The sequence below is a fragment of the Micromonospora sp. AKA38 genome, assembly GCF_027925725.1.
In the GTDB taxonomy this organism is placed as follows: domain Bacteria; phylum Actinomycetota; class Actinomycetes; order Mycobacteriales; family Micromonosporaceae; genus Micromonospora.
In genome coordinates this window covers 333853-359010 of sequence record NZ_BNEI01000005.1, presented here as the reverse complement: position 1 = coordinate 359010, position 25158 = coordinate 333853, and the positions used below count along the sequence as shown (strand labels likewise).

Here is a 25158-nt window from a genome sequence, read left to right as displayed (position 1 = left end):
AACCCCGATGCTGACGCCGCTGTACCGCGGACCCGGACGGCTCTACGCGGTCCGGGTACCCCCATATCGATCAACCCCGTCTCCCCAATCCGTGCCGGACCGACGATGCGGAGGAGGCTGGCACATTGACGAGGACCTGGCCGCCGCCTACAAGCCGGCGCCCGCCTCAGCACTCATCGCTGCGCCAGCCGGTCAAATACCGGCACCCCGTCGCCCCCCCGGTCAGAAGTACCAGTCGTTGAGGGTGAGGGCCTCTTCCCAGTTTGTGCCGACCAGCGTGCCGTCGGAGAACACCGTCGCCGCCTCGTTCGTCTGAAAGTCTGCGCCCAGCAGATCGAGCATCGATGCGTGAAGGCCCGCCACGTTTCCTTGCACAGCCGCCCGGACCCGGGCGGCGATGTCGCGACGCAGGCCGATCCGCAGGCCGAGGAGGTCGAAGCGGGCGGCGAGGTAGCGCTGGTCCCGAATGTCGGGTGTCCCGGCGTCGATGGCCGCCAGGAACGGCTCATAGTACGCCAGCAGGTATCGGTCGAGGTCCAGGTCCATGTCGACCGACGCCGCTCCATCCTCGGACGGGTCGACCGCGTCAACGGCCAGTTCGTGGCGGTGGGGCGGAAAGGAGGCCACGCAGCCCAGGGCAAGCCACGGTCGTTGCCCCTGAATGGATTTGATAGCACGCTTCTGCGCCCCCAGGTCAGTGGCCAGGCTCGCTTCCATCGTGTTGGAGCGCCCTTTGGCCTCGGCGATTACCCACCCCTGGTGACTCCAGCCGAAGAGATCGGGACGCTTCCTGGTGACACCGAATGTCACGCCCCACCGGCTGGCGTACCGGTCGGTGTGCAGCAGGTGGACGACGTCCAGCTTGTGTCGACAGAAGATGCCGGTCATCGCCTGTCCAAGGGCGTACGACAGAGATCCCTTCTCCGACCGGTCCAACTCCCGCGCCAGGGCGGACCTAACCAGCCCTCCCCCATCGGTACGGCGGACGTACGCAGGGATGAGCGATGCCCGGTGGATCAGCTCCCAAACCGAGGCCAGGCCGTGGGAGAACCTGTCACCGGGTGCGCGGCCGGTGGTGAACAGCGCGTGCACGAGGTCATCGGTGGTGAACGTCAATACCGCGCGCGGCGAAATCACTCCGGCGGGAAACTGATGGGTGTGGCACCTAGCCGTGAACGGTTTCCGGTGGGGCATTGGGCCGCCTTCTGTCGTGCCGTGGCCATAAGTCAGGTTCCGGGTGCCCACACGGGCACGGGCAGCCAGCGAAGAAAGCCGTTGCGGCCGTCGAGCCGGGCGAAGTCCCGCCAGATCAGGGGGTAGTGGCCGACCAGTTCGCGCTGGTTCGGCAGGTGGTGGTCGTCCTCCATGCCCCAGCGAAGTGTGCCCGTCAGCCGTCGACCCTCGTGGATGCGGAACTCGTGGTCCCGAGTCCGTCGGCTCCGGACCGGCGGCTCCCACAGGCCGCGATAGTTGGTGAGCATCAGCGCCAGGCCATCCATCGGCACCTGGCTGGCATGACAGAACTGCTCCAGCCGGACAATGTCGAATACGAAGTCACGGCGTGCCACGTCGGAGGCGGCATGAGTGCGCAGCCGGAACTCCTCCCCGGTGTCGGGGTCGACGCCCTCCCAGCGGGCTGTAAAGTACTTGAACTCGATGGCGGTCCGCCCCTGGGGACCGAAACAGAGCAGGTCGAGGTACTCGCGCGCGTCCTGCCTCACCTCGAGTCGGACCTGGACAGCGCTGTCGAGGCGGTGCACCGCCCAGGCAAAGGCGTGTTGAAAGTCCGCTTCGGAGTGGAAGACCGCCCGCGCCTCGCGGAGTCCCTTCATCGCCGCATCGACATCGACGCTCCCCGCGATCCGCATTCTCGCCCCTCTGTCCTGCAACGCCAAGCCGACGCCGGGAAAGCCTTCCATAGCGACGGACCGGGTGGCCCGGCCCATCGCGACGTGCGAGGGCTCACCGTACGGACAAGCATCCAGAGACATCAAGGTATTCTCATGGCTTGCCGTCCGGCATAGGCCATACACCCACCAGCGACAGCGCCCACTCGGGTGCGGCGCTCCGGATTCGGCCAACGAGAAGTGACCGATCAGCGGGCTCCCGGGCCTGCCACTCCCGCAGATGGACCGTCAGGTCTGGCCATCACACTCCGGTGGGCGATACCCACGAACCTGTCTACCCGCATCTTGTCCCCGGCGCGAGACCGTGACGACGACGGATCGAGCAACTGCCCCGTCTCGATGGGCTCCCTCCTGGTGGCGTCTGTGGTGAAGGAGGGATTGAACCCGTTGCCGGCGTCGGCATGGAGTCGAGCCAGGGACCGAGGTTCCCGTGCCAGCCCGACTCCCCTCGCCGGCCCCCTGCATGCACTGACTACGCAACTGTGGAAGAGTCAGCGAAGCAGCCCTCGTAGGAACGAGGAGACTTGAACCCAGGACAGCCTCTTGTCGAGTCCCCTCAGGACTTGTCAATGGTTGTCAAAACCCCTTGTAACGGAACGTAGCCGAAGCAGGCTTGTCGTTACTTGCCTGAGATGGTCGCTGAGCTGCAACGACATCGCTAGCCCTTTACCGTCCCTTGTCACTCTTCGCCAACATCTGGCCGGGGTTTTCGGAAGGTAAACGGGGGGTCCAGGGTTGAACGTCCGCCACGCCTGACCGTCTACCGGCCGGGCCCTGCACATCTCATAGATCGAGTACGGCCAGACCTGCGGCAGCCCGTCCTCGGTCAACTCGTCAATGGGACCTCGCGCGGTGGCGGCGGTCGCGGTCGAAGGTTGAGGAGTCCCCATAAACTGCCGCCGCGGGGAGCGGCGGCGCGATCGGCGCCGGACTATAGTCACGCGGTGCAGTGAACAAGGCATAGGTTGAGGACGGCTCTGGCAGTTGGTGCCGTAGTCTCAGCTACTGCTTGGGCCTTGCGGAGCATGACACGCGTCGCTTCGACCGCGACCCCGGCACCGGCACCGGCACCGGCACCGGCACCGGCACCGGCAGTCAAGAACAGCCCTGCGACGACCGAGCTCGCGCCGGTGCCGCCGACTGACACCTCTTTTCCGGTCGAAGAGTCTCCCGTAGTCGCCCGTCGGTTTCGCCGAGCGTGAAGACCTCCAGCAACGTCGCTGAGTCCAGCCAAGGCATTGACGCGGCGAAGAAGATCAAGGGACGCAAGCGGCACATCGCCACCGACACTCTCGGTCTGCTCCTGGCGGTGATCGTCACCGCCGCGTCGGTCCAGGACTCCGCCGGCGGCCGACATCTGCTCGACACCGTTTCGGCCGACCATCCGACCGTTTCCAAGGCGTGGGTTGACGGCGGCTACAACACTGCGGTCCGGGCGCACGGCGTTCGGCTGGGCGTCGACGTCGAGGTGGTGCCCCGCCCGGCAGGCAAGGGCTTCCGCGTCCAGCCACGACGGTGGGTCGTCGAACGAACCTACGGCTGGCTCATGCAGCACCGACGACTCGTCCGCGACTACGAAACCCTCCCGCAACGCACCCGGGCGGATGATCCACTGGCCATGGCTAACACAATGAGCCGCTACCTCACCGGAGAATCCACCCCAACCCGGCGAAACGAAACCACCTAAACGGACCAAACTCACCAAGCGAGATCAGACGCCCTCTTGGATTCGCCCGACTCGTTCAAGCAGCCGCCACCATTGATCCCCCTCCTGAGCTCCAGTCAAAGATACATAGCGGGGACCACAGACTACGTCGACGAGGAATTCCTTCAGGCTGGGCGCAGCCTCTTCGAATTGCTCACTCATCCACCACTCAACGCCTGTGTCAGGAAAGAGCCAGATAGACTCGTCAAGGCGATTGATGAACCATGGCTCATCACTCACAACTCCCGCACAGAACCACTCTTCCTTAGTCAACCGAGCCGATGAGCCTTCAGGATTCTCTGCATAGAACTGCATGCTGATGACAGTGCTTGAATCAAACATCACTACAGGCCCGCATATAAAGCCGTCGGCTATCTTTAGCATCTCCAAGTAGGATGAGGGAACCCCAGGAAGCACAGCTCCACCATCCGACTTGGGCAGAGGTAGGGAATTCATCATTCGCCACTCTGATTCAGTTGTCAGCAGGGGCCGAATACGTTCGACCAAATCACCCGCCTCAACACTAGTCACGGTCCCTCGATCCTAATCTTGATGGGGGTAAAGTCCGGGAGGCTTCGAATCTGTGGCCAGATCTGGCGGCTTCCGATCTCTTGGTTGGTGAATCTATCGAGCATTCTGAGGTTATAGGCGGCGTCGGGTCCGCCGAGCTGCAGCTCCCAGACATGATCGGGATCCATCCTAGTGAGGATTCTACTCTTCAGGGAATCTGCGAATTCAGGGTTGGCTGCACCGTACTGATCATACACTCGACGGATCAAGTCCGCTTTATACTTACCCGTGATCGATTTATCTCGCTTCACCGGGTTTGGCGCTTTGAAGAGCAAACCGGCATCACTGAGCGCCTGAAGCTGCGCCGCCTTACGCCTGAAGTCGGACTTGGGCATTCCGGGCCGCCAGGAAACTGTAACCTCTTCTGCAGCTAGATCTGAGCGGGCACCGCTACCAACGCCAAGGTTGGCGCAGTATTCTAGCCATTGAGGACCGGAGAAGCGACTACCGTCGCCACGTTGCCAACTCCCACTGAAGCATGGACTTTGCTGGCCCTCGACTCGGGGAGCCCCTCCTGCCGGCCCGGTATCGGTGGGCGCGGACTCGCTGGTCTGATCCGATGGAATATTGGGAGCAGACGAGCTGTTCGGCTTGTTGCCGATCTGGACACCCCCACCGAGCATTGACTCAGAGACGGGGCGATCAGTTTCGATAGCTCTCGGTCGCGGTGCGATGTCGAGGAGCCATGGTGTGCGGCAAAGTTGACCGTTACTCAAGCCTGCCGCGACAGATTTCAGAACGCAGGGCGGGGTGGGCGGTGGAGTGTTGCATCCCCGACCACAAGGCCCACCCCAGCCGGGAGCGTATCCACCGCCGACCTGAAGAACATTTATCGCTGATGTACATGCGCCTGGATGGCTGGTGCAGTAGTTCGTGTCTGGCGGCGTGATGCCTGGTATTCCGTTGACTAGGTTGCCAAAGCTACTGCCGGCCGATCTGATCTCGTATGACTCTCGGATCTTGCTGCCGATGCTGTATCCGGTGTTCCAGCCGACGTACATGCCTACGCCGAACCAGGCCACAGTGGCGGCTGCGATTAGTGCGGAGCAGCCGATCGCGCACGCTGCGGCACCACCGACTACACCGCCTCCGATGCCGGCGAGGGCTCGGGCTATACCAATTCCAGGACCGACGTCGAAGTGTCCGCTTGGGTCGCTGCCGGAGATTGGGTTGGAGCTGGCGTAGGTGTACCGGTTTGCTTGGGTTGTGGGGTTGGGGTCGAGGGTCCAGGTATCGCGGCTGGTGAACGTTCCGGAGGTGGGGTTGTACCAGCGGGCGTGTGCGTTGGTTTGGTTGGTGTCGGGGTCGGTCCAGCCGCCTTGGTAGCCGAGCGGCAGGGTGCCTGTGGCTGCATTGAGTTGGCCGTAGGGCTGGTAGGTGCGTGAGGCGTTGAGATCGCCGGTGGTGGGGTTGGTGGCTGCGGCGAGGTCGTCATGCAGCCCGTCAGTGATGAGGTTGCGTGCCGCGGATGCGCCGGCCTTGTCGGATAGAGGTTGGCCGTCAGGACCGCGGAGTACGGCGGTGTTCTGACTGAGGTTGTCGGGTGTGCGGGTGGGTTGGTTGGTGAGGTCGTTGTAGAGGAAGGGCAGGGTGTTGCGTTGGGCGAGGCGGTCGAGGGAGTCGTAGGTGTAGTTGACGGTGTAGCCGGTGCTGCTGGCTTGGGTGAGACGTTCGAAGGCGTCGAAGGCGTTGGTGTCGACCGTGGTGCCGGTGGTGTGGGTGGACAGGGTGCCTCGTGAGGTCCAGGTCCACGATTCTGCAGGTTGGCCGGCGCCGTCGGCGGTGCTGGTGCGGTTGCGGGCGTCGTAGGTGGTGGTTCGGGTGCCTGCGGCGTTGGTGACGGTGGTGCGGTTGGAGGCGTTGTCGTAGCCGTAGGTCGTCTGTTGGTTGGTTGGTGATTTCCAGCTGCTGAGTCGGGCGAGGCCGTCGTAGCCGTAGGTGTTGGTGCCTGCGCCGGCGACGCCGGTGGTGGTCTTGGTGAGGGCCAGGTCGTCTTTGTCGTAGGTGTACGTGGTGGAGGCGGTGGTGGTGCCGTTGGGTTTCTTGTAGATGTCGGTGGCGAGGCGACCGAGGTTGTCGTAGGAGTAGGCGCGGGTTGGGCCACCGGTGCCGTAGGTGGTTTGGCCGAGTTGGCCGCTGTTCTTGTAGACGTTGGTGGCGGTGACTCCGGTGAGGGGGTCGGCGACGGTGGCGAGGGCGCCGGCGGTGTTGTAGGTGAAGGTCGCGGTGCCGGCGGCGTCCGTGCGGTTGGTGAGGTTGCCTTCGCCGTCGTAGGTGTAAGTGGCGTCACCTGCTGGGCCGGTGGCGCTGGTGAGTTGGTTGCGGTCGTTCCAGGTGTAGTTGGTGGTGCCGTTGGGTCCGCCGACGCTGGTGATGCGGCCGCTCTGGTCGTAGCCGAGTTGGCGGGTGGCGGTGGTGGCTTCGGCTCCGGTGCCGGTTTCCTGGGTGAGGTTGCCGAGTTTGTCGTAGGTGAGGATTCGGCTGACGTCGCCGGGGAGTCGGTAGGTGACGGGTTGCCCGGCAGCGTCGTAGGTGGTGGTCCAGGTGCGGTCGGCGAGGTCGGGGTGTGCGGTGGTGGCGGGTTCGATGACGGAGGCGGTCTGGCCCCATGGGGTGTAGGTGTAGGTGGTGGCGTTGGTGTTGCCGTCGACCATGCGGGTGCGTTGGCCGACGAGGTCGTAGCCGAGTTCGACGGTGACGGCCGTGGCCGCGTCGGTCGGGTTGACGCGTTGGGTGATGGCGGTGAGTTGACCGGCGGTGTCGTAGCCGTACTGGTTGATGCGTCCTTCGCCGCTGGTAACGGTGAGCGGCTGACTGGCGCCGTTGTAGGAGGCGGTGGCGGTTCGCAGGGTAGTGGCGCAGGCGCCGGTCGTGGTTGCAGTGCAGTCGGTGGTGGCGGTGAGGCGGCCGGCGAGGTCGTAGGCCTGGGTGGTGACCGGGTCGACGTAGGTGGTGTCTTTGCCCTTGACCGAGGTGAGTGGCCGGCCGGCCATGTCGTAGGTGTACTGGGTGAACCGGCCGGTAGGGTCGGTGACTTTGAGTGGCTCGCTGGCGGCGTTGTATGCGGTCGTGGTGACGTAGGTCAGCGGGGTGGTAACGGTGGTGAGGTTTCCGGCCGGGTCGTAGCCGAGGTTGGTGGTCAGGTAGAGCGTGTTGCCGGTGGTGCGGTCGCTGATCGTGGAGGTGATCTGTTGGCCGAGGTCGTTGTAGGTTGCCGAGGTCGATCCGCCGGTGGGGTCGACCGCGGACAGCAGCTCTCCAACGCGGTCGTAGCCGTAGGTCCAGACTGGTGTGGTTTTGGGTCCGTCGTCGTCGGGGTCCGGCAGGGTGCGGGTGAGCGGCTGCCCGTAGGGGTTGTAGGTGTAGGCGGTGATCCGGCCGAGGGGGTCGGTGGTGTGGTCGACCAGACCTTGGTTGTTGTAGGCGGTGTGGTGTGCGCCGGTGAGGGCGACGCCGCCTGGTGTGGTGTAGGTGGGCAGGCTGACCGTGGTAGGACGTCCGGCGGGATCGACGCTGGTGGTGGTGATGTTGCCGTTGGCGTCGCGGGTGTGGGTGGTGTCGCCGAAGGTGTTGTAGCCGATGGTGGTGACGGGTGCGGCGTTGGTGCTGGCACCGTCGTTCCAGACGGTGCGGGTGGCACCGGTGGTGGTGACAGGGTTGCCGAGCGGGTCGTAGGTAAAGGTGGTGGTGACGCCGGCAGGGTCAGTAGTCTGGGTGACGAGGCCGCGGGCGTCGCGTTGGTATGCGGTGGTGAGGGTGGCGGGGGTGCCGCCGGTGTTGGCGACGGTCTCGGTCAGGACCCGGCCGATGTCGTCGTAGGTGTAGCTGGTGGATTCGGCTCGACCTGGTGAGGCGGCGCCGGTGCGGGTGAGTGTGGCGATGGTGCCGTCGAGGTTGCGGCTGTAGGTGACCGCGCGGTTCAGACCGGTGGGGTCGAGGTGTTCTTCCTTGATGTAGCCGGCCTTGTCATAGATCGTCGTGGTGCTGGTGCCGCCCATGGCGATCTGCAGGTTGGGTTGTCCGGCGGCGTTGTAGTCGCTCTTGCTGAGCTGGGTTTCGCTGGTGATGTCGCCGCCCGCGTTGCGGCGGACTCTGCTGCTGGTGGCGGGCAGGTTGTCGCCGTAGTAGGTGTAGGCGGTTTCGCGGCCCATGGCGTCGATGACGGAGGCGAGGCGGCCGCCGGGGTCGTAGGCGCGGGAGTCGGTGACGAGGCGGGTGGCGTTGGGGTCCATCGGGTCGACGCCGGCGCCGACAGCAGCAGTTTCGGTGCGGCGGTGCGCTTCGTCGTAGGTGTACTCGTAGGCCAGGCCGCTGGGTTGGGTGACCTTGGTCAGGTCTCCCCTGCTGTCGTAGTCCTGGTCGACGGTTTTGGCGTCGGGGGTGGTGGTGAGGTCGGGGCGGGCGGCGGGGTCGTAGGTCCAGGTCCAGGTGCGGTCGGGGTCGTCGCCGGTGATGTCGTCGATGACTTGTTGGGTGCGTAGGCCGAGGTCGTTGTAGGTGTAGGTCGTCTTGGCCTGGTGCGTGGTGCCGGTGACCGCGTTGGTGACGGGTGGGCCGGTGGTGGTGGCGACCTGGGACAGGGGGTTGTAGGTGTAGCTGGTGGTGCTGAAGGCGTTCCCGGTGGCGGGGCCGATGGTCATGGTGGTGATGCGACCGAGTGCGTCGCGGGTGTAGGTGGTGGTTAAGCCGACCGGGTCGACGGTGCGGACGAGGTCGCCGGCGGAGTTGTAGTAGCTGTTGGTGGTCTTGCCGTTGCGGGCGGTCGCGGTCAGTTGCAGTCCGGCCGGGATGGTGCCGGTGCCGGCGGGTTCGGCGGCCTCGGTGCCCGTGGAGTAGGTGTAGGACTCCGTGGGCGAGGTGGTGTAGCCGGCGGGTGCGGGGTAGCTGACGGTGGTGATGTGGCCGATGGCGTCGAGGGTGTGAGTGAGCCGGTAGGTGGTGTCGGTGGCGGAGGCGGAGCGGGCGTCTGCCGTCCAGGTCCGTACGTCGTTTCGCGGGTCGAGTGGGTTCGTGGCGTTGAGGTAGTAGCCGGCGTAGCTGGTGTTGCATTCGGTGCTGGTTCTGCAGGTGGTGCGGCCGAGGACGTTGCCGCGGGTGTCGGTGTCGTAGGTGGTGGTGTTGTTGTTGGCGTCGGTGTATTTGGAGACGAATCCGCGGGCGTTGTAGGTCCACTTCTGTTCGCCGAACGTGTCCTCACGGCTGACGAGGCGACCGCCGTGGTCGATGTCGTGGCGGTAGGTGATGGGTTCGGCGTTGTCCGGTGCGAGGACGACTACGCGGTTGCCGTTGTCGGGTGTGGGGTTGCCGAGGTCCCAGGTGGCGCCGTTGCGGTCGGTCAGGGCGCTGACGCGGCCGCTTGGCCCGTCGTAGGCGACGGTGAGGGCCGTGTGGCCGCCGGGATCGGTGACGGTGGTGAGCCGTTGGGTCGGGGTGCGGGCGGCCCAGTGCGCGGAGATCTGGTTGGCGCCGAGGGGGTGCTTGTAGTAGGCGGCTTCGTCGATGAGGCCGGTGAAGGGGAAGTTCCCGGTGGGGGTGCCGGTCCAGCCGCTGCCGCCGCGGCCGTTGCCGATGGAGGCGTGGGCCATGTCGCGGTAGTCGATCAGCTGGCCGGTCAGTTGGCCGATCTTGACGCCGTCGAGGTAGAGCTGCTGGGCGTCGACGGCGCCGGAGAGCACGACGTGGTGCCATTGCCCGTCGTCCACGCGGGCCGCGGACGTCATCTGGGTCTGGCTTTGGGTGGTGGTCCAGATCTTGGCTCGCAGGACGCCGTTGGTGTCGACGTAGAGCATGGGCAGTGTCTGCGAGGGGGTGTGGCTGAGGTCGGTGTTCTGCATACCGAACAGCACGCCGTTCTCGCCGGTGCCGGCCTTGAACCACAGTTCCACGGCCACACCCATGGAGGTGTTCGTCAGGTTCTTCGGTAGTTCAACGGCGGTGGTGCTGGTGGCGCCGAAGTCGGCGGCGGTGTCCGGAGAGCCGGCCAGTGCCCCGGCCGCGCCGAGGGTGACGTCCTGGTAGGAGCCGTCGCGGTCGCCGGCTTTGGTGGCAACGACGTTGGTGGCGTCGGGGGTGTCGGCGGGCTCTCCGAGGGGCCAGTAGGCGGCCGGGTTGTCGTCGGTGACGACGGAGCGGTAGTGCGACGACGTGGTGTAGGTGTAGGTGGTGCACGCTTGTGCCGACAGGGGGGTGCAGGCCTGGGTCAGGCTGTCGCCGGTGTAGGTGTAGGTCCACGTCGGCGCGGGCTGGCCGTTGGCGGGGGCGTCGGTCGCGACGGAGGTGACGTGCCCTGCGGTCCAGGTCAGGTGCAGCGCCCGGTTGCTTCCGTTGTCGGTGATCGTGGTCAGCTCGTTGTTGCTGTTGTAGGTGTAGGTCTGGGCACGGCCGTCGGCGTCCGCGACGGATGTGAGCCTGCCGCCGGCGTCGAAGATCCTCCGGGTCCCGGTGGAGTCGCGCAGGGTCCAGACGGTCGGGCTGCCGGCGGCGACCAGGGTCAGGGTTGATCCCTGTGGTGAGGCGTAGGTGCCGTCCGGGTTGCGGCCGAAGCGCAATTGTCCGCCCGAGGCGAGCGTCACCAGCACGTTGTTCGAGCCGTCGGAGTCGGTGCTCAGCCGCTGGTCGATCGGGCTGCTCCAACCCGTGCCGAACGCCCCGGATGCCCGCAGATCCTGCGAGTTGTAAGTCCTGGTCATCGTCAATGCGGGTCCGGCGACCGGCACGGCGGCGTCGGTCACCGTGGTGGAGTAGTTGCCGACGTACGGGTTGAGGCCGGCCACCTCCGGGTCGTTGCCGGCGGAGGCGAGATGGCTAGACACCTCTGGCTGCGCCACTGTCGGTGTGAACACGTACGGCCCGAGTTCCGGGGTGGAGGCCTGCGTGTCGGACAGGGTGACGTACCAGTGGGCGGGCTGCTGCCATGTCAGCATCCCGGTGGGCACCGCCCACGCCGTCGATGACCGCCACGCCGTGCTCTGGCAGCCGGATGGGGCCGCGGGGGTGCCCTTGCAGATGCGGAACTTCACCTGCCGGCCGCCGGCCGGGATGTTGTCGGGGTCGAGGTAGTCCACCCACAGGCTCGGGGTGAGGGAGTCGGTGAAGCCGTTGTGCGGCGGGAACACTCCGCCGTCGCCGATGGTCGGTGCGCCGTTGCTGACGGTGAAGGTGCTTTGGCCGAACGGGATGCCGTAGGTGCTGTTGAAGGACGCGCCGGACGGGTTCACCATGTCGAGGCGGAGGGTGTAGGTGCCCAACCCTAGCGCCTCGACCTGGATGGGCACGTCGGCGTACTGGTGCGAGCCGACGTTCTTCGGCATCGTGTAGAGCGGCCCGTTGCGCAGGACGGTCCCACCGGCGTTGAGGATCTTGTACGTCAGCCGGTAGCCGTTGGTCGGCGTCCAGGTCGTCGTGCCCCAGTTCGTCACCCGCGCGGTGATCTTCCCGGCCGACGCGGCAGTGACCGGCGGGTTGAAGCTCGGTGAAGGCAGGGAGTACTTGGCGCCCTGATCGGAATAGTTCAAGTCGATGTACGGGCGAGCCGTGGAGTTCGTGAAGTTCGCCGACGCGAACCGCTTCCAGGCGTAGCTATCAGTCTCCGACGCCCGCACCGTCAGCCCGTAGAACGACTCGGTGCCGTGCAGCCACTTCATCACCCGGTCCGGCGGGAGTGAGAAGCCAGCCCAGTTGCCGCTCGGGCAGTCGTAGTAGCCGTAGGCGAACGAGCCGGTACCGACCCGACTCGCCGAGTCGTACGACGGCCCAGCCCACGTCTTCGTCGTCGATCCCGACCATGACTTCGTCACCGCGTACACGTTGACGCTGCGAGCCTTGCAGGAGTAGGACCAGAAGTTCCACAGCTGCAACGTCGCGCCCAGGACGTACCGGTTCGGCCTCGACGCCTTCAGGTCGTTGAAGTGCAGGTACGACGCGGCCCGCTCAGTGCCACCGTTGTAGGTACCCACCAACAGGTCACCCTCGGCGGAGTTGTTGCGGTTGGCATGGTCGCGCTTCGACACGTACGTGTCGTCGGTCTCCGCGTTGTCGGTGAACGACGGGTCGACGATGACCGGGAACACCCGCGCTGGATCCCGCAACCACTGGGCATCCAGGTCGACCTGCAACGTCCACCCGGTGACCTGACGCTGCAGCGAGTATCGAACGTTGTCCGTCCGCTCCCCCGTACCCCGACGCGGGTGAACGTTCGAATCAACCATGAAACCGGGAGGAATGACACCTCGCACCGCGCCGCTGATGTCGGTGAACTCCACCTCACCAGTGGCGTCGTTGAGCGCCGGAGTGACGCCACTGACGGTCAGGGGGAAGGTCCACGTCGTGGGTGCGTCAGCGGAGTGCAGGACGATTTCTTCCTTGAGGCCCCACTCCATCGGCGTCAGCTTCACGTCCGACGCCGCACGCACACCAACGAACGTGGCTGTCGACTCCTCGACGGAGGACGACACCCGGGTGGCATCGGCGAGCGCGAAGGACACCGAAGCGTCATCGCCGAACGACAACGTCGCCACCTGCGGATCGTCGCTACGCGATGCGACAGTCACATCCGCAGCGGACGCGGGCGCGTACCGTCCATCGGCCCGTCGAGACAACCGGTTGTCGATGGGCTTCCATGCTCCAGCCCGGTCTCGGATGAACGCCGGACCGTCGTAGACCCGCAGCGTCTTCGTACCGTCTGGATTGGCGAACTCGGTCGTACGCTCCGTACGGGCATCCGCACGTTCCACCGACCGGCCGGTAACGACACCACCGCTGGCGCCTCCCACCTCTCGAAGAGACGACGCCTGCTGCCCAGACTTGCCCGGCCCGGGAACCTTCACCGCAGGGAACGTCTTCTCGGCGCCGACCGAGCCGGGTACCGGCGGCCGAGCCGCACTGACCCCGCCCGAACCGGCAAACGACGTCCGCGCTGTCGTCGCCTCATGCGATGGCAACGCCGCCGACGCGACGCGTTGAGAAGGCTTCACCGCACTGGCACCCGCCGGCGCCGCCGGCGATGCCATCACCGGCTGTGGGGGCACCGCCGACAGCAGCGACGCCACCAGGCTGAACGTCAACAAGCCTGCGAGGGAGGACCTGCGTCGAGCCCAACGGCCCACAGCCGCAACACCCATGGCGGATCCACGAAACGCACCGGCCACCGCAGTCTCCTCAAGGTCAGCAGAGTGCGCTGACAGTAAAGATCACTAACGGACCAGAGCAAGGGGCAGCACAAACTGCAAGGACGACCCTGTCAAGATCAACCAAACCGGGCACGACGATCTACACAGCGTCACTCGCAAACAGCCGTTCAACCACCAAAAAGGTGATGCATTGCTAGTCAAACAACATCATTCAGACGGTTCGTGACAGGAACGTCTGGGTGACAGAGCATCGATGGTCATCTGATGCTGCGAGCGGCAGGACGGAATCTGACTCGGACAGCGGGCGCCGCGCGGACGGGTAGTCTCGATGCCAACCGGAAGGCGGACTCAGTCGGCGGCGGGCATGACCAACGAGTGGGTGCATGAGTGACCCTCAGCCCAACGACGCACTTTGTCGCGAGCAAGCGCTGCCGCTCGCCGCGCTCCGCTCCGGCAGCACGATCCCGCGTCGCCCGGCTCAGCACCCGACCCCTCTCGAAAGGAACGAGGGTCTTGAACCCAAGAGAACCTCTTGTCGATCCCTCCCAGGCCTTGTCATTGGTTGTCAACCACGCGCGGGGGTTTTTCGGGGGGTAAACGGGGGCCGACAGGGCGTCGCCAGTCCACTGCGTCCCGCTCCCCGTCAGCAGAACACCCCTTACCAACGGACGGAACGACGCGCCCTACCCATAGCTACCCGCTGGCCGCAGGAGGCAAGGACCGAGCACTGCGGGGCCACCCGGGTTGCGCGAGTTCCTCAGAACCGGTCCCGGGTTCCCAAGAGGGCGTTGTGTGCTGCACGGCGCCACGGCGCGAGCTCGGTGTCGATCCCGGCCCAACGGTTGTCGTCGACGCGGAGAGCTCCGTCGAAGCCAGGCAGTGCCTCGACCAGCCTCATACGCTGGTCTTCACTCGGGTGGGTACTCCACAGGTCGGTGGTGCGCCGGCTGAACTGACGAGCCAGTGGCAGACGAGCAGCCAGCCGTTCCCGGGCTTCAGCAGCCATCGCCTCCAACTGATCGCCGTCGATACGCGGCGCCATATGCCACAAGTCCTGCCAGATCCGACCGGCGAGCAGGACCGTCTCGGAGGACTGAAGGAAGGCCGCGCTGCCGGCGACCCTGCGGGCGACGAGGTCCGCCCGGTACTCGGCGCGGCGGCTGTCGGGCATCGCCGCACTGTCGACGAGCAGCTGCCCGGTCGCGGCGGCGACATTGGCCAGAGCAACGATTCCGTGCACGATCACTCCGAGGAGCACGATCGTCCCCGTCGCCTGCTCGGCCAACGCGTCGGCCGAGCGAACGGCGCGTCGCCACGGGTTCCGCCCACCGGTGGCCGCTACCGCCCGGGTGCCGAACGTCCTCGCCAGCACGGTCCTCCGCGCCCGAAGCGGATCGCCGTTGGCCAGATGCCCCAGTTCGTGGGCCAGGAGCGAGACCCGGGCCGGCCGCGGCAGCATCACCCACAGGGGAACTCCGATGACGAGCACCGACCGCTGCCGCCAACCCAGCCGGGCGACACCAGCGTTCAGACTCAGATCTGCACAGATCACGTCCGGAACCGGTGTGCCGACGGCTTCGGCGACCTCCCGCACCAGACGGTGCAGCTGCGGTGCCTCGCGGTCGGTAAGCACACCGTACTTCGGCACCCGCTCAAACGACGGCTTGACCAACAGCAGGACGAGCACAGCGGGGATCGCCAGCGCCAGCCGGATCCCCGGCGGCAGGTCGCTGGCCACCAAAAGCCAGACCAGGTAGCCCACCGCCGCCACCCCCAGCATGGCCAGCACCACGGAGACCACGAACAGCCAGGTCTCGCCCGACGACGTCCCGGCCGGCGGCGCCTCCGGGTCGGCCAACAGCTGCTCATGCGTCGCCCGGTCGACCTCCAGTCCTCGCCGGAACCCCCACCGGCCGATCATCCGGGTGCCGCGCCACGGGGCCAACGCTGGGTCGTACACATCCAGGTTCCACCGGCACGCAGGACACCAGGGAAGAGCCCCCGCCTCCGGCAGGACCAGGTCGTCGGCACAGACCGGACACTTACTCGGCGTCGTCGTCTTGATCGGCACGAAGGTGGAGTGTAGGTCTCAGTGACAGGCGTGCGTGCCCCCGGCTGGCGCACCGTCGAGCGCGCGCCAACCGTAGGATCAGCGCCGTCATCGACGAATGTCAACGCCGCCTCAAACGGGGCTCTGGCACACATTCTGTGAGCCGCGCTCGTCGGTCATTCGGGTCGGGTGTCGGGATGGAGATCATCCAGCGTTGCTGCCGCATCTGGCGGGCCCGCGCCTTCACCGAATAGATCCCCGTCGCCGCGGTGCGCCTTTGCGCGTAGATCTTGGCTAAATCAGCGCACTCAACTCTGCATGAGCGGACGTTGCTCGCTCCCTCAGCCAGCTTCCCGGCCGCGGGAAACAACGCCCCTTCTGTCCGAAATCGCCTACCGTTTAGTGATCCAGCAGCGACTACGCCACGCCGATGCAACGCGCCTACCAGCCGGTGTACAGAGAGACAGCCAAAATCGGCTCGCAAAACTACCCGAGTCAAGGGTTCCAGCAGCGCCTCAAACGGCGACAGGTTGCGCCAGACCAACGAAAAGAGGGCTCCCGCAAGTCGCTGACCTGTGGAAACCCTCTCGCTGTCGGGACGGCCGGATTCGAACCGACGACCCCTTGACCCCCAGTCAAGTGCGCTACCAAGCTGCGCCACGTCCCGATGCCCCCGCGCGTCGTTCCCCGCGGCAGCCGGTACAGCTTAGCGCAAGATCTTCGCACCGTACGCACAGGGCCCCTCGGCGACGCACGGGCCGGCGTCACTCCCCCTAAAGCGTCCTAGGAAAGAAGCCGCCGGGGCGGGGCCCCGGCGGCTTCTCCAGGGAACCGCTCAGCCGTGCGCCTTGCCGCGACCGCCCGGGCCCAACTTCTTGCGCGGGCGCACCGAGATGTCGATCGGGCTGCCCTCGAAGCCGAACTCCTCGCGCAGCTTGCGCTCCACGAACCGCTGGTAGCCGGCGTCCAGCGGGCCGGTGGTGAACAGCACGAACCGCGGCGGCGCCACCCCGGCCTGGGTGGCGAACAGGATGCGCGGGGCGCGCCCGCCACGTACCGGGTGCGGGGTGGCCTGGACCAGCGCGGTGAGCCACTGGTTGAGCTGCGCGGTGGGGATCCGCGTCTCCCAGCTCGCGAGCGCCTTGCGCAACGCCGGGGCGAGCTTGTCCACCGCCCGGCCGGTCTGCGCGGACAGGTTCAGCCGGATCGCCCACGGGATCCGCCGCAGCTCCCGGTCGATCTCCTTGTCCAGGTAGTAGCGGCGGTCGGCGTCGACCAGGTCCCACTTGTTGAACGCGATGACCAGGGCCCGGCCGGCCTCCACCACCATGGTGAGGATCCGCTGGTCCTGCTCGCTGATCACCTCGCTGGAGTCCAGCAGCACCACCGCCACCTCGGCCGCCTCGATCGCCGAGGCGGTACGCAGGCTGGCGTAGTATTCCGTGCCGCTGGCCTTGCCGACCCGCTTGCGCAGGCCGGCGGTGTCCACCAGCTGCCAGGTCTCGCCGCCGATCTCGACCAGGCTGTCCACCGGGTCGACGGTGGTGCCGGCGACCGAGTCGACCACCGCCCGCTCCTCGCCGGAGAACCGGTTGAGCAGGCTGGACTTGCCGACGTTGGGCCGGCCGACCAGGGCCACCCGACGCGGCCCGCGCGGCCGGTTCTCCACGATCGGCGGCGCCTCGGGCAGCGCGGCCATGATGGCGTCGAGCAGTTCGCCGGAGCCGCGGCCGTGCAGCGCCGACACCGGGAACGGCTCACCGAGGCCGAGCGACCACAGCGCGGTCGCCTCCATCTCGATGGTGGTGTTGTCGGCCTTGTTGCCCACCAGGATCACCGGCTTGGCGCTGCGCCGCAGCATCTTCACCGCGGCCTCGTCCACGTCGGTCGAGCCGACCATGGCGTCCACCACGAACAGCACCACGTCGGCGGTGGCCACGGCCGCCTCGGCCTGGGCCGCGATGGCGGCGGCCCGGTCCTTGGCGTCGGGCTCCCAGCCGCCGGTGTCCACCACGGTGAACGCCCGACCGTTCCACTGCGCGTCGTACGGCACCCGGTCCCGGGTCACGCCGGGGATGTCCTCGACGACCGCCTGGCGGCGGCCGATGATGCGGTTCACCAGCGTGGACTTGCCCACGTTGGGGCGGCCGACCACGGCCACCACGGGCTGCGGGCCGGTCGGCTCGTCGGCCTCGACCTCCGGCTCATGCAACTCCACCCAGCCACCGAAGTCGTCGGTCATGCCGAGTCACCCTTCGTGCGCGCCTGCGGCGCCCGCGAGAACCCGTTCATGCCACACCCCGCTCGGTGAGCAGGTCACGCAGGCGGGCGACGACCTCGTCGATGCCCAGTTCGGTGGTGTCCAGCACCACGGCGTCGGGAGCCTGCTGGAGCGGGTTGACGGTGCGGGTCGAGTCGAGCCGGTCCCGGCGGGCCAGGTCGGCGGCGGTCGCCGAGACGTCGGCGGCGTCCTCGGCGCTGCGCCGTTGGGCACGCGCCGACTCGGAGGCGGTCAGGTAGACCTTCAGGTCGGCGTCGGGCGTCACCACCGAGCCGATGTCGCGGCCCTCCACCACGATCCGGCCCGCCTCGGCGACCAGCCGCCGCTGCCGGTCCACCAGCAGCTCCCGGACCGCGCCCACGGCGGCCACCGCGGAGACCGCACCGGTCACCTCCGGGCCGCGGATGTCGGTGGACACGTCGGTGCCGTCGACGGTGACCGCGTACCCCTGGGGGTCGGTGCCGATGCGCAGGTCGGCCTCGCCGGCGACCTTGGCCACCGACTCGGTGTCGGTCAGCTCGACGCCGGAGCGCAGGACCGCCCAGGTCAGCGCCCGGTACATGGCGCCGGTGTCGAGGTAGCGGGCGCCGAGGCTCACCGCCAGTCGCCGCGACACGGTGGACTTGCCCGAACCGGACGGCCCGTCCACCGCGACCACGCAACGCCCGGCCGGTACCTTTTCCTCCACCGTTGTCCTCCTCAGCCCGTACCTCGCAGGTCGTCACGGAGCGACGCCGTTGAGCGGATGGTTTCTCGTCGTCAATCATGCCCGCGCCGCGCGGGCGACCGTCGGGGGCGCGTGCGCGCCGGCCCGCGGACCGCGTCGAAGCCTACCGGTCGCCCTACCCCGGTCGTCTCCGGTCAGTCACCCACGGCCTTGAACAGGGCGGCGACCTCCGCGTTGGTCAGCCGCCGCAGCCGCCCGGTGCGCAGGTCGCCAAGCTTGACCGGACCGATCGAGGTACGGATCAGCCGGGACACCGGATGTCCCACCTCGGCCATCAGGCGTCGGACGATGTGCTTGCGTCCCTCGTGCAGGGTCAGCTCCACCTGAGCGGTTTTGCCCAGCGTGTCGACCACCTTGAACCCGTCGACCTTCACCGGCCCGTCCTCCAGCTCGACGCCGCCGGTCAGCCGCTTGCCCAGGTTGCGCGGGATCGGGCCGGCCACCTCGGCGAGGTAGGTCTTGAGCACCTCGTACGACGGGTGCATGAGCTTGTGGGCGAGGGTGCCGTCGTTGGTGAGCAGGAGCAGGCCCTCACTGTCGGCGTCCAGTCGCCCGACGTGGTAGACCCGCTGCTCCAGCCGCGCGCCGATGAAGTCGGCGAGCTCGGTGCGGCCCTTCTCGTCAGCCATGGTGGTGACCACCCCGCGCGGCTTGTTCATCGCCACGTAGACCAGGCGGACGTCGGCCTGGAGCCGCTCGCCGTCGACGTGGATCACGTCGCGTTGCGGGTCGGCCTTGTCACCGAGCTGCGCGACCCGGCCGTTGACCGTGACCCGCCGCCGGAAGATCAGGTCCTCGCAGGCCCGCCGCGAGCCCACCCCCGCGGCGGCGAGCACCTTCTGGAGGCGCTCGGCGCTCTCGTACACGGGGGCGTCGGGCTTCGGGGCACGGTCATCGCGTCGCATCGGCAAGCTCTTCTACGTCGTCGGGCAGGAACGGGGCCAGGGGCGGCAGGTCGTCCACCGAGTTGAGCCCCAGCTTCTCCAGGAACATGGTGGTGGTCCGGTAGAGGAACGCACCGCTGTCCGCTTCGGTGCCGCACTCCTCGACCAGGCCGCGACCCACCAGGGTACGGAGCACCCCGTCGCAGTTGACACCCCGGATGGCCGAGATGCGCGACCGGGTCACCGGCTGGCGGTAGGCGACCACGGCGAGTGTCTCCAGCGCGGCCTGGGTCAGCCGGACCGACTGCCCGTCCAGCACGAACCGCTCGACGTAGGTGGCGTATTCCGGCCGGGTGTAGAGACGCCAGCCACCCGCGGCACGGCGCAGCTCGAACCCGTGCCCGGCCGAGGTGTAGCCGGCGGCGATCTCGTCGAGCATCGCGCCGACCCGTTCCGGGGCCTGCTCCAGCACCTCGGCCAGGACCAGCTCGCTGACCGGCTGGTCCACCACCAGCAGGATCGCCTCCAGCGCGCCACGCAGCTCCGCGTCGTCCAGGACGGGCGCGGGCGCCGGCTCCGGCGCCGCCCGCCGCCGCCCCCGCCTCGGGGGTACGCCGCCCCCGTCGCCGCCAGGGCCGACACCGCGGTCGACAGCCGGCCCGACGCCTGCGCCGGCAGCCGCATGAACGCCGCAGTCGACAGCCGCGTCGGCGCCGGCTCCGGGGGAGAGATCACCGTCGTCCGTCCCGCCCAAGCCCGAGATCTTGGTACGCTCGCGCCCCTCAGAGGGCGCCCCCGTACCAAGATCCGACCCAGTCGCGGCGATCTTGGAAGAATTCGGCCCCTCTGGGGGCCCGTTGCTTCCAAGATCCGCTTCGGGGGTCTCCTGCTCGGCGACGGAGGCGTCGTCCGGGGCGGGATCGGGCGGGGTGGGGCGCGCCCACGGAGGCACCCAGGCGGCAGCCTGGTCGGCCAGGGAGTCCCGGCGTTCCTCGTCGCTCATCAGGTCACTCCTGCGTCGGTGCGGACTAGCCCGCGGGCTCAGCGGCGGCAGCGGATGGTGCGACGTCAGCCGGTCCGTCGCCGCTGTTCTGGGCGACGTCGGCGGGTTCGGGGGTGTTGGTGGGTTCGGGGGCGCCCGCGTACTCGTCGACGGTCAACTCGGCGTCGCCTTCGGCCGTGCCGGTCCAGCGGACCGTCAACTCCTCCAGCGCCTGCTCCTGCACGAACGCGACGAGGCCCTGCCGGTACAGCTCCAGCAGCGCCAGGAACCGGGCGACCACCTCCAGCGTGATCTCGCAGTCGGCGCAGAGCTGCGAGAAGGTGGCGACACCGGCCCGGCGCAGCCGCTCGGCGATGATGCCGGCGTGTTCCCGGACGCTGACCCGGACCATGTGCACGTGCGCGATGGACACCTCGGGCACCGGCTTCGGGCTCATCGCCTTGACCGCGAGCCGGAGCAGCCGCTGCGGGCCGATGCCGAGCACCAGGTCGGGCAGCGCCTCGGCGTACCGGGGTTCCAGGGTGACCGCCCGGGGATACCGCCGGCCGCCGACCGCCTCCAACCCGGCGATGTGCGCCGCCGCCTCCTTGTACGCCTTGTACTGCAACAGTCGGGCGAAAAGCAGGTCCCGTGCCTCCAGCAGCGCCAGGTCCGCCTCGTCCTCCACCTCGGCCGAGGGCAGCAGCCGGGCCGCCTTCAGGTCGAGCAGGGTGGCGGCGACCAGCAGGAACTCGCTTGTCTCGTCCAGGTCCCACTGGTCGCCCATGGCGCGCAGGTATGCGATGAACTCGTCGGTGACCTTGTGCAGCGCGACCTCGGTGACGTCCAGCTTGTGCTTGCTGATCAGCTGGAGCAGCAGGTCGAACGGGCCGGTGAAGTTGTCCAGCCGGACCGTGAAACCGCTGGTCTCGGCGGGCCCGGTGTCGACCTCGGCGGGGTCGCCGGCGCCGTGCGGCGGGTCGAGGGGCGGCGCGGTCACCGGGAAACCGTAGTCGACGCGGTGGGCGGGTGGCGGACGCCCTACCGGTCCGTCTCGGCGGCGATCACCTCTCGGGCGAGCTGCCGGTAGTTGCGCGCGCCGGAGGAGGCCGGGTCGAGCGTGGTGATCGGCGCGCCGGCCACCGTCGACTCGGGGAACTTCACCGTCTTGGTGATGACGGTCTGGTAGACCTTGTCGCCGAACGCCTCGACCACCCGTTGCAGCACCTGACGGCAGTGGGTGGTGCGGCTGTCGTACATGGTGGCGAGGATGCCTTCGAGTTCGAGGTCGAAGTTGAGCCGCTCGCGCACCTTGTCGATGGTGTCCAGCAGCAGCGCGACGCCGCGCAGGCTGAAGAACTCGCACTCCAGCGGGATGAGCACGCCGTGCGCCACGGTCAACGCGTTGATCGCCAGCAGGCCCAGCGAGGGCTGGCAGTCGATCAGGATGAAGTCGTACTCCTTGCGGATGGTGCGCAGCACCCGGGCCAGGGCCATCTCCCGGGCGACCTCGTTGACCAGCTGGATCTCGGCGGCGGAGAGGTCGATGTTGGCCGGGAGCAGGTGCAGCCCGGCCACGTCGGTCTTGATCAGGACGTCCTCGGCGGTGACGTCGTCCTGCATGAGCAGGTTGTAGACCGAGAGGTCGAGGTTGTGCGGGTTGACGCCCAGGCCGACGGAGAGCGCGCCCTGCGGGTCGAAGTCGACGAGCAGCACCTTGCGGCCGTACTCGGCGAGCGCGGCGCCCAGGTTGATGGTGGTCGTGGTCTTGCCGACGCCACCCTTCTGGTTGGCCATCGCGATGATCCGCGCCGGGCCGTGCCGGTCGGTCGGCATCGGTTCCGGGATCGGCTTGCGCATCGTGTACGCGGCCGGGTCGGCGGGGCCGAGGTCGGCGCCGAGCGTCGCCTGCTGCTCACGGAGCTCCGACGTCCAGGTCTCGGCACGGTCACCGTTTCCTGCCATGTCCTCGTTGCCCCCTCCCGACGACCAACCCGGCGTCGGAGCCGTCCGACGTCCCTCGCGGCGCCGCTGCGCACCCCCGGTCCGTCGCACCTGGAGGCCCGCGCCGATGCCGACTGTACGCCACGGGCGAGCAGCACGTTCGGCAGCGGGTCGGCGTGTCGGCCGGCCGTCAGGCTGAGCCACCTTCTGTTCGCGACTGCGGGGCTCGCAACCCCGGCTCACTCCTCGCGCTCACGCGGAGCCACCTTCCGTTCGCGACTGCGGGGCTCGCAACCCCGGCTCACTCCTCGCGCTCACCCGATGGCGCGCGGATGCGCGGTGGCGTACACCTCGCGCAGCCGTTCCACGGTGACCAACGTGTACACCTGGGTGGTGGTCACCGACGCGTGGCCGAGCAGTTCCTGCACCACGCGCACGTCCGCGCCGCCGTCGAGCAGGTGGGTGGCGTACGAGTGGCGCAGCGTGTGCGGGGAGACCGCGTCCGGCCCGTCGACCGGCAGGCCGGCCCGGTCGGCGGCGGCGCGCAGCACACCCCAGGCGCCCTGCCGGGTGAGCGGCCCGCCCCGGGCGTTGACGAACAGCGCCGGGGTGCCCCGCCCGGCGGCGAGCAGCGCCGGTCGGCCCCGGGTCAGCCAGGCGCGCACCGCGTCGGCGGCGTACCCGCCGACCGGCACGAGGCGCGCCTTGCCGCCCTTGCCGCGCAGCAGCACGGCGCCGGCGTCCAGGTCGAGGTCGTCGACGACCGCGCCGACCGCCTCGGAGACGCGCGCGCCGGTGCCGTACAGGAATTCCAGCAGCGCCCGGTCGCGCAGCGCGCGGGGCGCGTCGTCGCCGGTGGCGGTCGCCGGGCCGGCGGCGTCGATCAGCCGGAGCACGGCGTCGAGCGGCAGCGCCCGGGGCAGCCGGCGCGGCGGGGTCGGCGGGCGGACGTCGCGGCCGGGGTCGGCGCCGGCCAGGCCCTCGCGCAGCGCGAAGCGGTGCAGGCCGCGTACCGCGCTGGCGGCGCGGGCGGTGGACGAGACGGCGAGCGGCGGGTGGTCGTCGTCGCCGGCCCGCAGCCGGGCCAGGTGGGACTCGACCTCGCCCGGACCGGCGGCGGCCAGGTCGGTCACCCCGGCGGCGGCCAGCGTGTCGAGGTAGCGGTCCAGGTCCCGGCGGTACGAGGCGAGCGTGTTCCCGGACAGGCCACGCTCGACGGTGAGGTGGTCCAGGTAGCTCCGGACCGCGCGGCGCAGGGCCGGCGCGGGTGTCGCGCCGGCCCGGTGCGCCTCGGGGTCGGTCAGCTCAGCACCTCGGCCAGCGGCAGCACGTCCATGCCGTGCGCCTCGGCGACCGGGCCGTAGACGACCCGGCCGTCGTGGGTGTTCAGGCCCAGCGCCAGCGCCGGGTCGCCGCGCAGCGCCTTGCGCCAGCCCTGGTTGGCCAGTTCGAGCGCGTACGGCAGGGTGACGTTGGTCAGCGCGTAGGTGCTGGTGTTCGGCACCGCGCCGGGCATGTTCGCCACGCAGTAGAAGATCGAGTCGTGCACCTTGTAGACCGGGTCGGCGTGCGTGGTGGGGCGCGAGTCCTCGAAGCAGCCACCCTGGTCGATGGCGATGTCGACGAGCACGCTGCCCGGCTTCATCCGGGAGACCAGCTCGTTGGAGATCAGCTTCGGGGCCTTCGCGCCGGGCACCAGCACCGCGCCGATGACCAGGTCCGCGTCGAGCACGGCCCGCTCGATCTCGTACGCGTTGGAGGCCACGGTCTGCAGGTGGCCCCGGTAGATGGCGTCGGCGGAACGCAGCCGGGCCACGTTCTTGTCCAGCAGCAGCACCTCGGACTGGAGGCCCAGCGCGATGGCGGCGGCGTTCAGGCCGGACACGCCGGCGCCGATGACCACGGTCTTGGCCGCGTACACACCGGAGACGCCGCCGGGCAGCACGCCCCGACCGCCGCCGGTACGCATCATGTAGAACGCGCCGACCTGCGGGGCGAGCCGGCCGGCCACCTCGGACATCGGGGCGAGCAGCGGCAGCGACCGGTCCGGCAGCTCGACCGTCTCGTACGCGATGCCGGTGACCTTGCGGTCCACGAGCGCGTCGGTGCACTCACGGGAGGCGGCCAGGTGCAGGTAGGTGAAGAGCACCTGCCCCTCGCGCATGCGGGGGTACTCCTCGGCGATCGGCTCCTTGACCTTGAGTACCAGCTCGGCGGTGTCCCAGACCTCGTCGGCGGTGGCCAGGATCTTCGCGCCGGCGGCGGCGAACTCCTCGTCGGTGATGCTGGAGCCGACCCCGGCGCCCGCCTCGACGAAGACCTCGTGACCGTGGCGGGTGAACTCGTTGACGCCCGCCGGCGTGATCGCCACCCGGTACTCGTGGTTCTTGACCTCGCGGGGGATTCCGACCTTCACGATGCAGACACCTTCCTCCGGGGCGCGGCTCACCCCCGACAGCGCGGCGCCGCGACGGCTCCGTTGCCGACGCGGTCAGGTCCCGCCGGCGGCAGTCTAGGCGCGCGGACGGCGCGGGGACGCCGACACTGTGACATCTGGTGCCCGGTGGTGCTGACGGAGTGTCAGGCATGGACCGGGCTGGCCGGTGGAGACGCCATCAGCCGACAGGACAGACTTCGGTAAATATCTTCCCACCGGTGGGGTGCCGGCGCGCGCGGAACGCGAGTGGATCACTATGGTGTCCGCTCATGACCACTCCTTACCAGCAGCACCCGTACGGCGTCTCGGACAAGAGCAAGGTCGTCGCGGGCATCCTCCAGATCCTCCTCGGCGGCTTCGGCATCGGCCGGTTCTACATGGGCGACACCAAGACCGGCGTCATCCAGCTCGTGGTCACACTCGTGACCTGTGGCTTCGGCGCGATCTGGGGCCTCGTCGACGGCATCCTGATCCTGGTCAACGGCGGCGTCGACGGCCAGGGCCGCCCGCTGCGCGACTGAGCGGCGAACCGGAAAGGGGCCG

The 25158-nt window shown here is 68.3% G+C and carries 15 protein-coding genes and 1 tRNA gene; 2 read left to right on the top strand and 14 right to left on the bottom strand.

The annotated features are described in order from the left end of the window. Positions 1–222: 222 nt before the first annotated feature. Both TPA0908_RS19315 and TPA0908_RS19310 read right to left on the bottom strand, forming a co-directional pair. Positions 223–1194: a hypothetical protein gene (locus TPA0908_RS19315; protein WP_281939874.1), complete on the bottom strand. Its 972-nt coding sequence runs from the start codon at positions 1192–1194 to the stop codon at positions 223–225. A gap of 32 nt (positions 1195–1226) precedes the next feature. Then, entirely contained in the window at positions 1227–1991 is a 765-nt protein-coding gene (locus TPA0908_RS19310; RefSeq protein ID WP_281939872.1) for a hypothetical protein, read from the bottom strand. Between the two features lie 1114 nt (positions 1992–3105). Here TPA0908_RS19310 and TPA0908_RS19305 point away from each other — a divergent pair. Beyond that, entirely contained in the window at positions 3106–3594 is a 489-nt protein-coding gene (locus tag TPA0908_RS19305; protein WP_281939870.1) for a transposase, read from the top strand. A gap of 24 nt (positions 3595–3618) precedes the next feature. Here TPA0908_RS19305 and TPA0908_RS19300 read toward each other — a convergent pair whose 3' ends face one another. From TPA0908_RS19300 to ald, 12 genes are all read right to left on the bottom strand, one after another. Beyond that, complete coding sequence (locus tag TPA0908_RS19300; RefSeq protein ID WP_281939868.1) at positions 3619–4143, bottom strand: hypothetical protein; 525 nt, start codon at positions 4141–4143, stop codon at positions 3619–3621. Then, entirely contained in the window at positions 4140–13229 is a 9090-nt protein-coding gene (locus tag TPA0908_RS19295) for an RHS repeat-associated core domain-containing protein (protein ID WP_281939866.1), read from the bottom strand. The genes TPA0908_RS19300 and TPA0908_RS19295 overlap by 4 nt, the downstream gene beginning before the upstream one ends. An 838-nt stretch (positions 13230–14067) precedes the next feature. Continuing rightward, positions 14068–15381, bottom strand: coding sequence for a M48 family metallopeptidase (locus tag TPA0908_RS19290; protein WP_281939865.1), 1314 nt, complete (start codon positions 15379–15381; stop codon positions 14068–14070). 572 nt (positions 15382–15953) lie between these two features. After that, positions 15954–16027, bottom strand: a tRNA-Pro gene (locus TPA0908_RS19285). Between the two features lie 168 nt (positions 16028–16195). Then, positions 16196–17602 carry a ribosome biogenesis GTPase Der gene (gene der / locus TPA0908_RS19280; protein ID WP_281939864.1) on the bottom strand — a complete coding sequence of 469 codons (1407 nt, stop codon included), beginning with the start codon at positions 17600–17602 and terminating at the stop codon, positions 16196–16198. 46 nt (positions 17603–17648) lie between these two features. Next, on the bottom strand, positions 17649–18329 hold the full coding sequence (gene cmk / locus TPA0908_RS19275; RefSeq protein ID WP_281939862.1) for a (d)CMP kinase: 681 nt from the start codon (positions 18327–18329) through the stop codon (positions 17649–17651). A 173-nt stretch (positions 18330–18502) separates the two neighbouring features. Continuing rightward, on the bottom strand, positions 18503–19273 hold the full coding sequence (locus TPA0908_RS19270) for a pseudouridine synthase (protein ID WP_281939860.1): 771 nt from the start codon (positions 19271–19273) through the stop codon (positions 18503–18505). Beyond that, positions 19260–20255, bottom strand: coding sequence for an SMC-Scp complex subunit ScpB (gene scpB / locus TPA0908_RS19265; RefSeq protein WP_281939858.1), 996 nt, complete (start codon positions 20253–20255; stop codon positions 19260–19262). Before scpB ends, TPA0908_RS19270 begins: the two co-directional genes overlap by 14 nt. 25 nt (positions 20256–20280) lie before the next feature. Beyond that, on the bottom strand, positions 20281–21234 hold the full coding sequence (locus TPA0908_RS19260) for a segregation and condensation protein A (protein ID WP_281939856.1): 954 nt from the start codon (positions 21232–21234) through the stop codon (positions 20281–20283). A gap of 41 nt (positions 21235–21275) precedes the next feature. Next, positions 21276–22199: a ParA family protein gene (locus TPA0908_RS19255; RefSeq protein WP_091657002.1), complete on the bottom strand. Its 924-nt coding sequence runs from the start codon at positions 22197–22199 to the stop codon at positions 21276–21278. A gap of 293 nt (positions 22200–22492) precedes the next feature. Further along, entirely contained in the window at positions 22493–23482 is a 990-nt protein-coding gene (locus TPA0908_RS19250) for a site-specific tyrosine recombinase XerD (protein WP_281942621.1), read from the bottom strand. Further along, a complete protein-coding gene (gene ald, locus TPA0908_RS19245) occupies positions 23479–24594 on the bottom strand; it encodes an alanine dehydrogenase (protein WP_281939851.1) in 1116 nt (371 codons plus the stop codon). The genes TPA0908_RS19250 and ald overlap by 4 nt, the downstream gene beginning before the upstream one ends. 170 nt (positions 24595–24764) lie before the next feature. On the opposite strand from ald, the gene TPA0908_RS19240 reads away from it, so the two are divergent. Next, entirely contained in the window at positions 24765–25136 is a 372-nt protein-coding gene (locus TPA0908_RS19240; protein WP_107160804.1) for a TM2 domain-containing protein, read from the top strand. Positions 25137–25158: the final 22 nt, after the last annotated feature.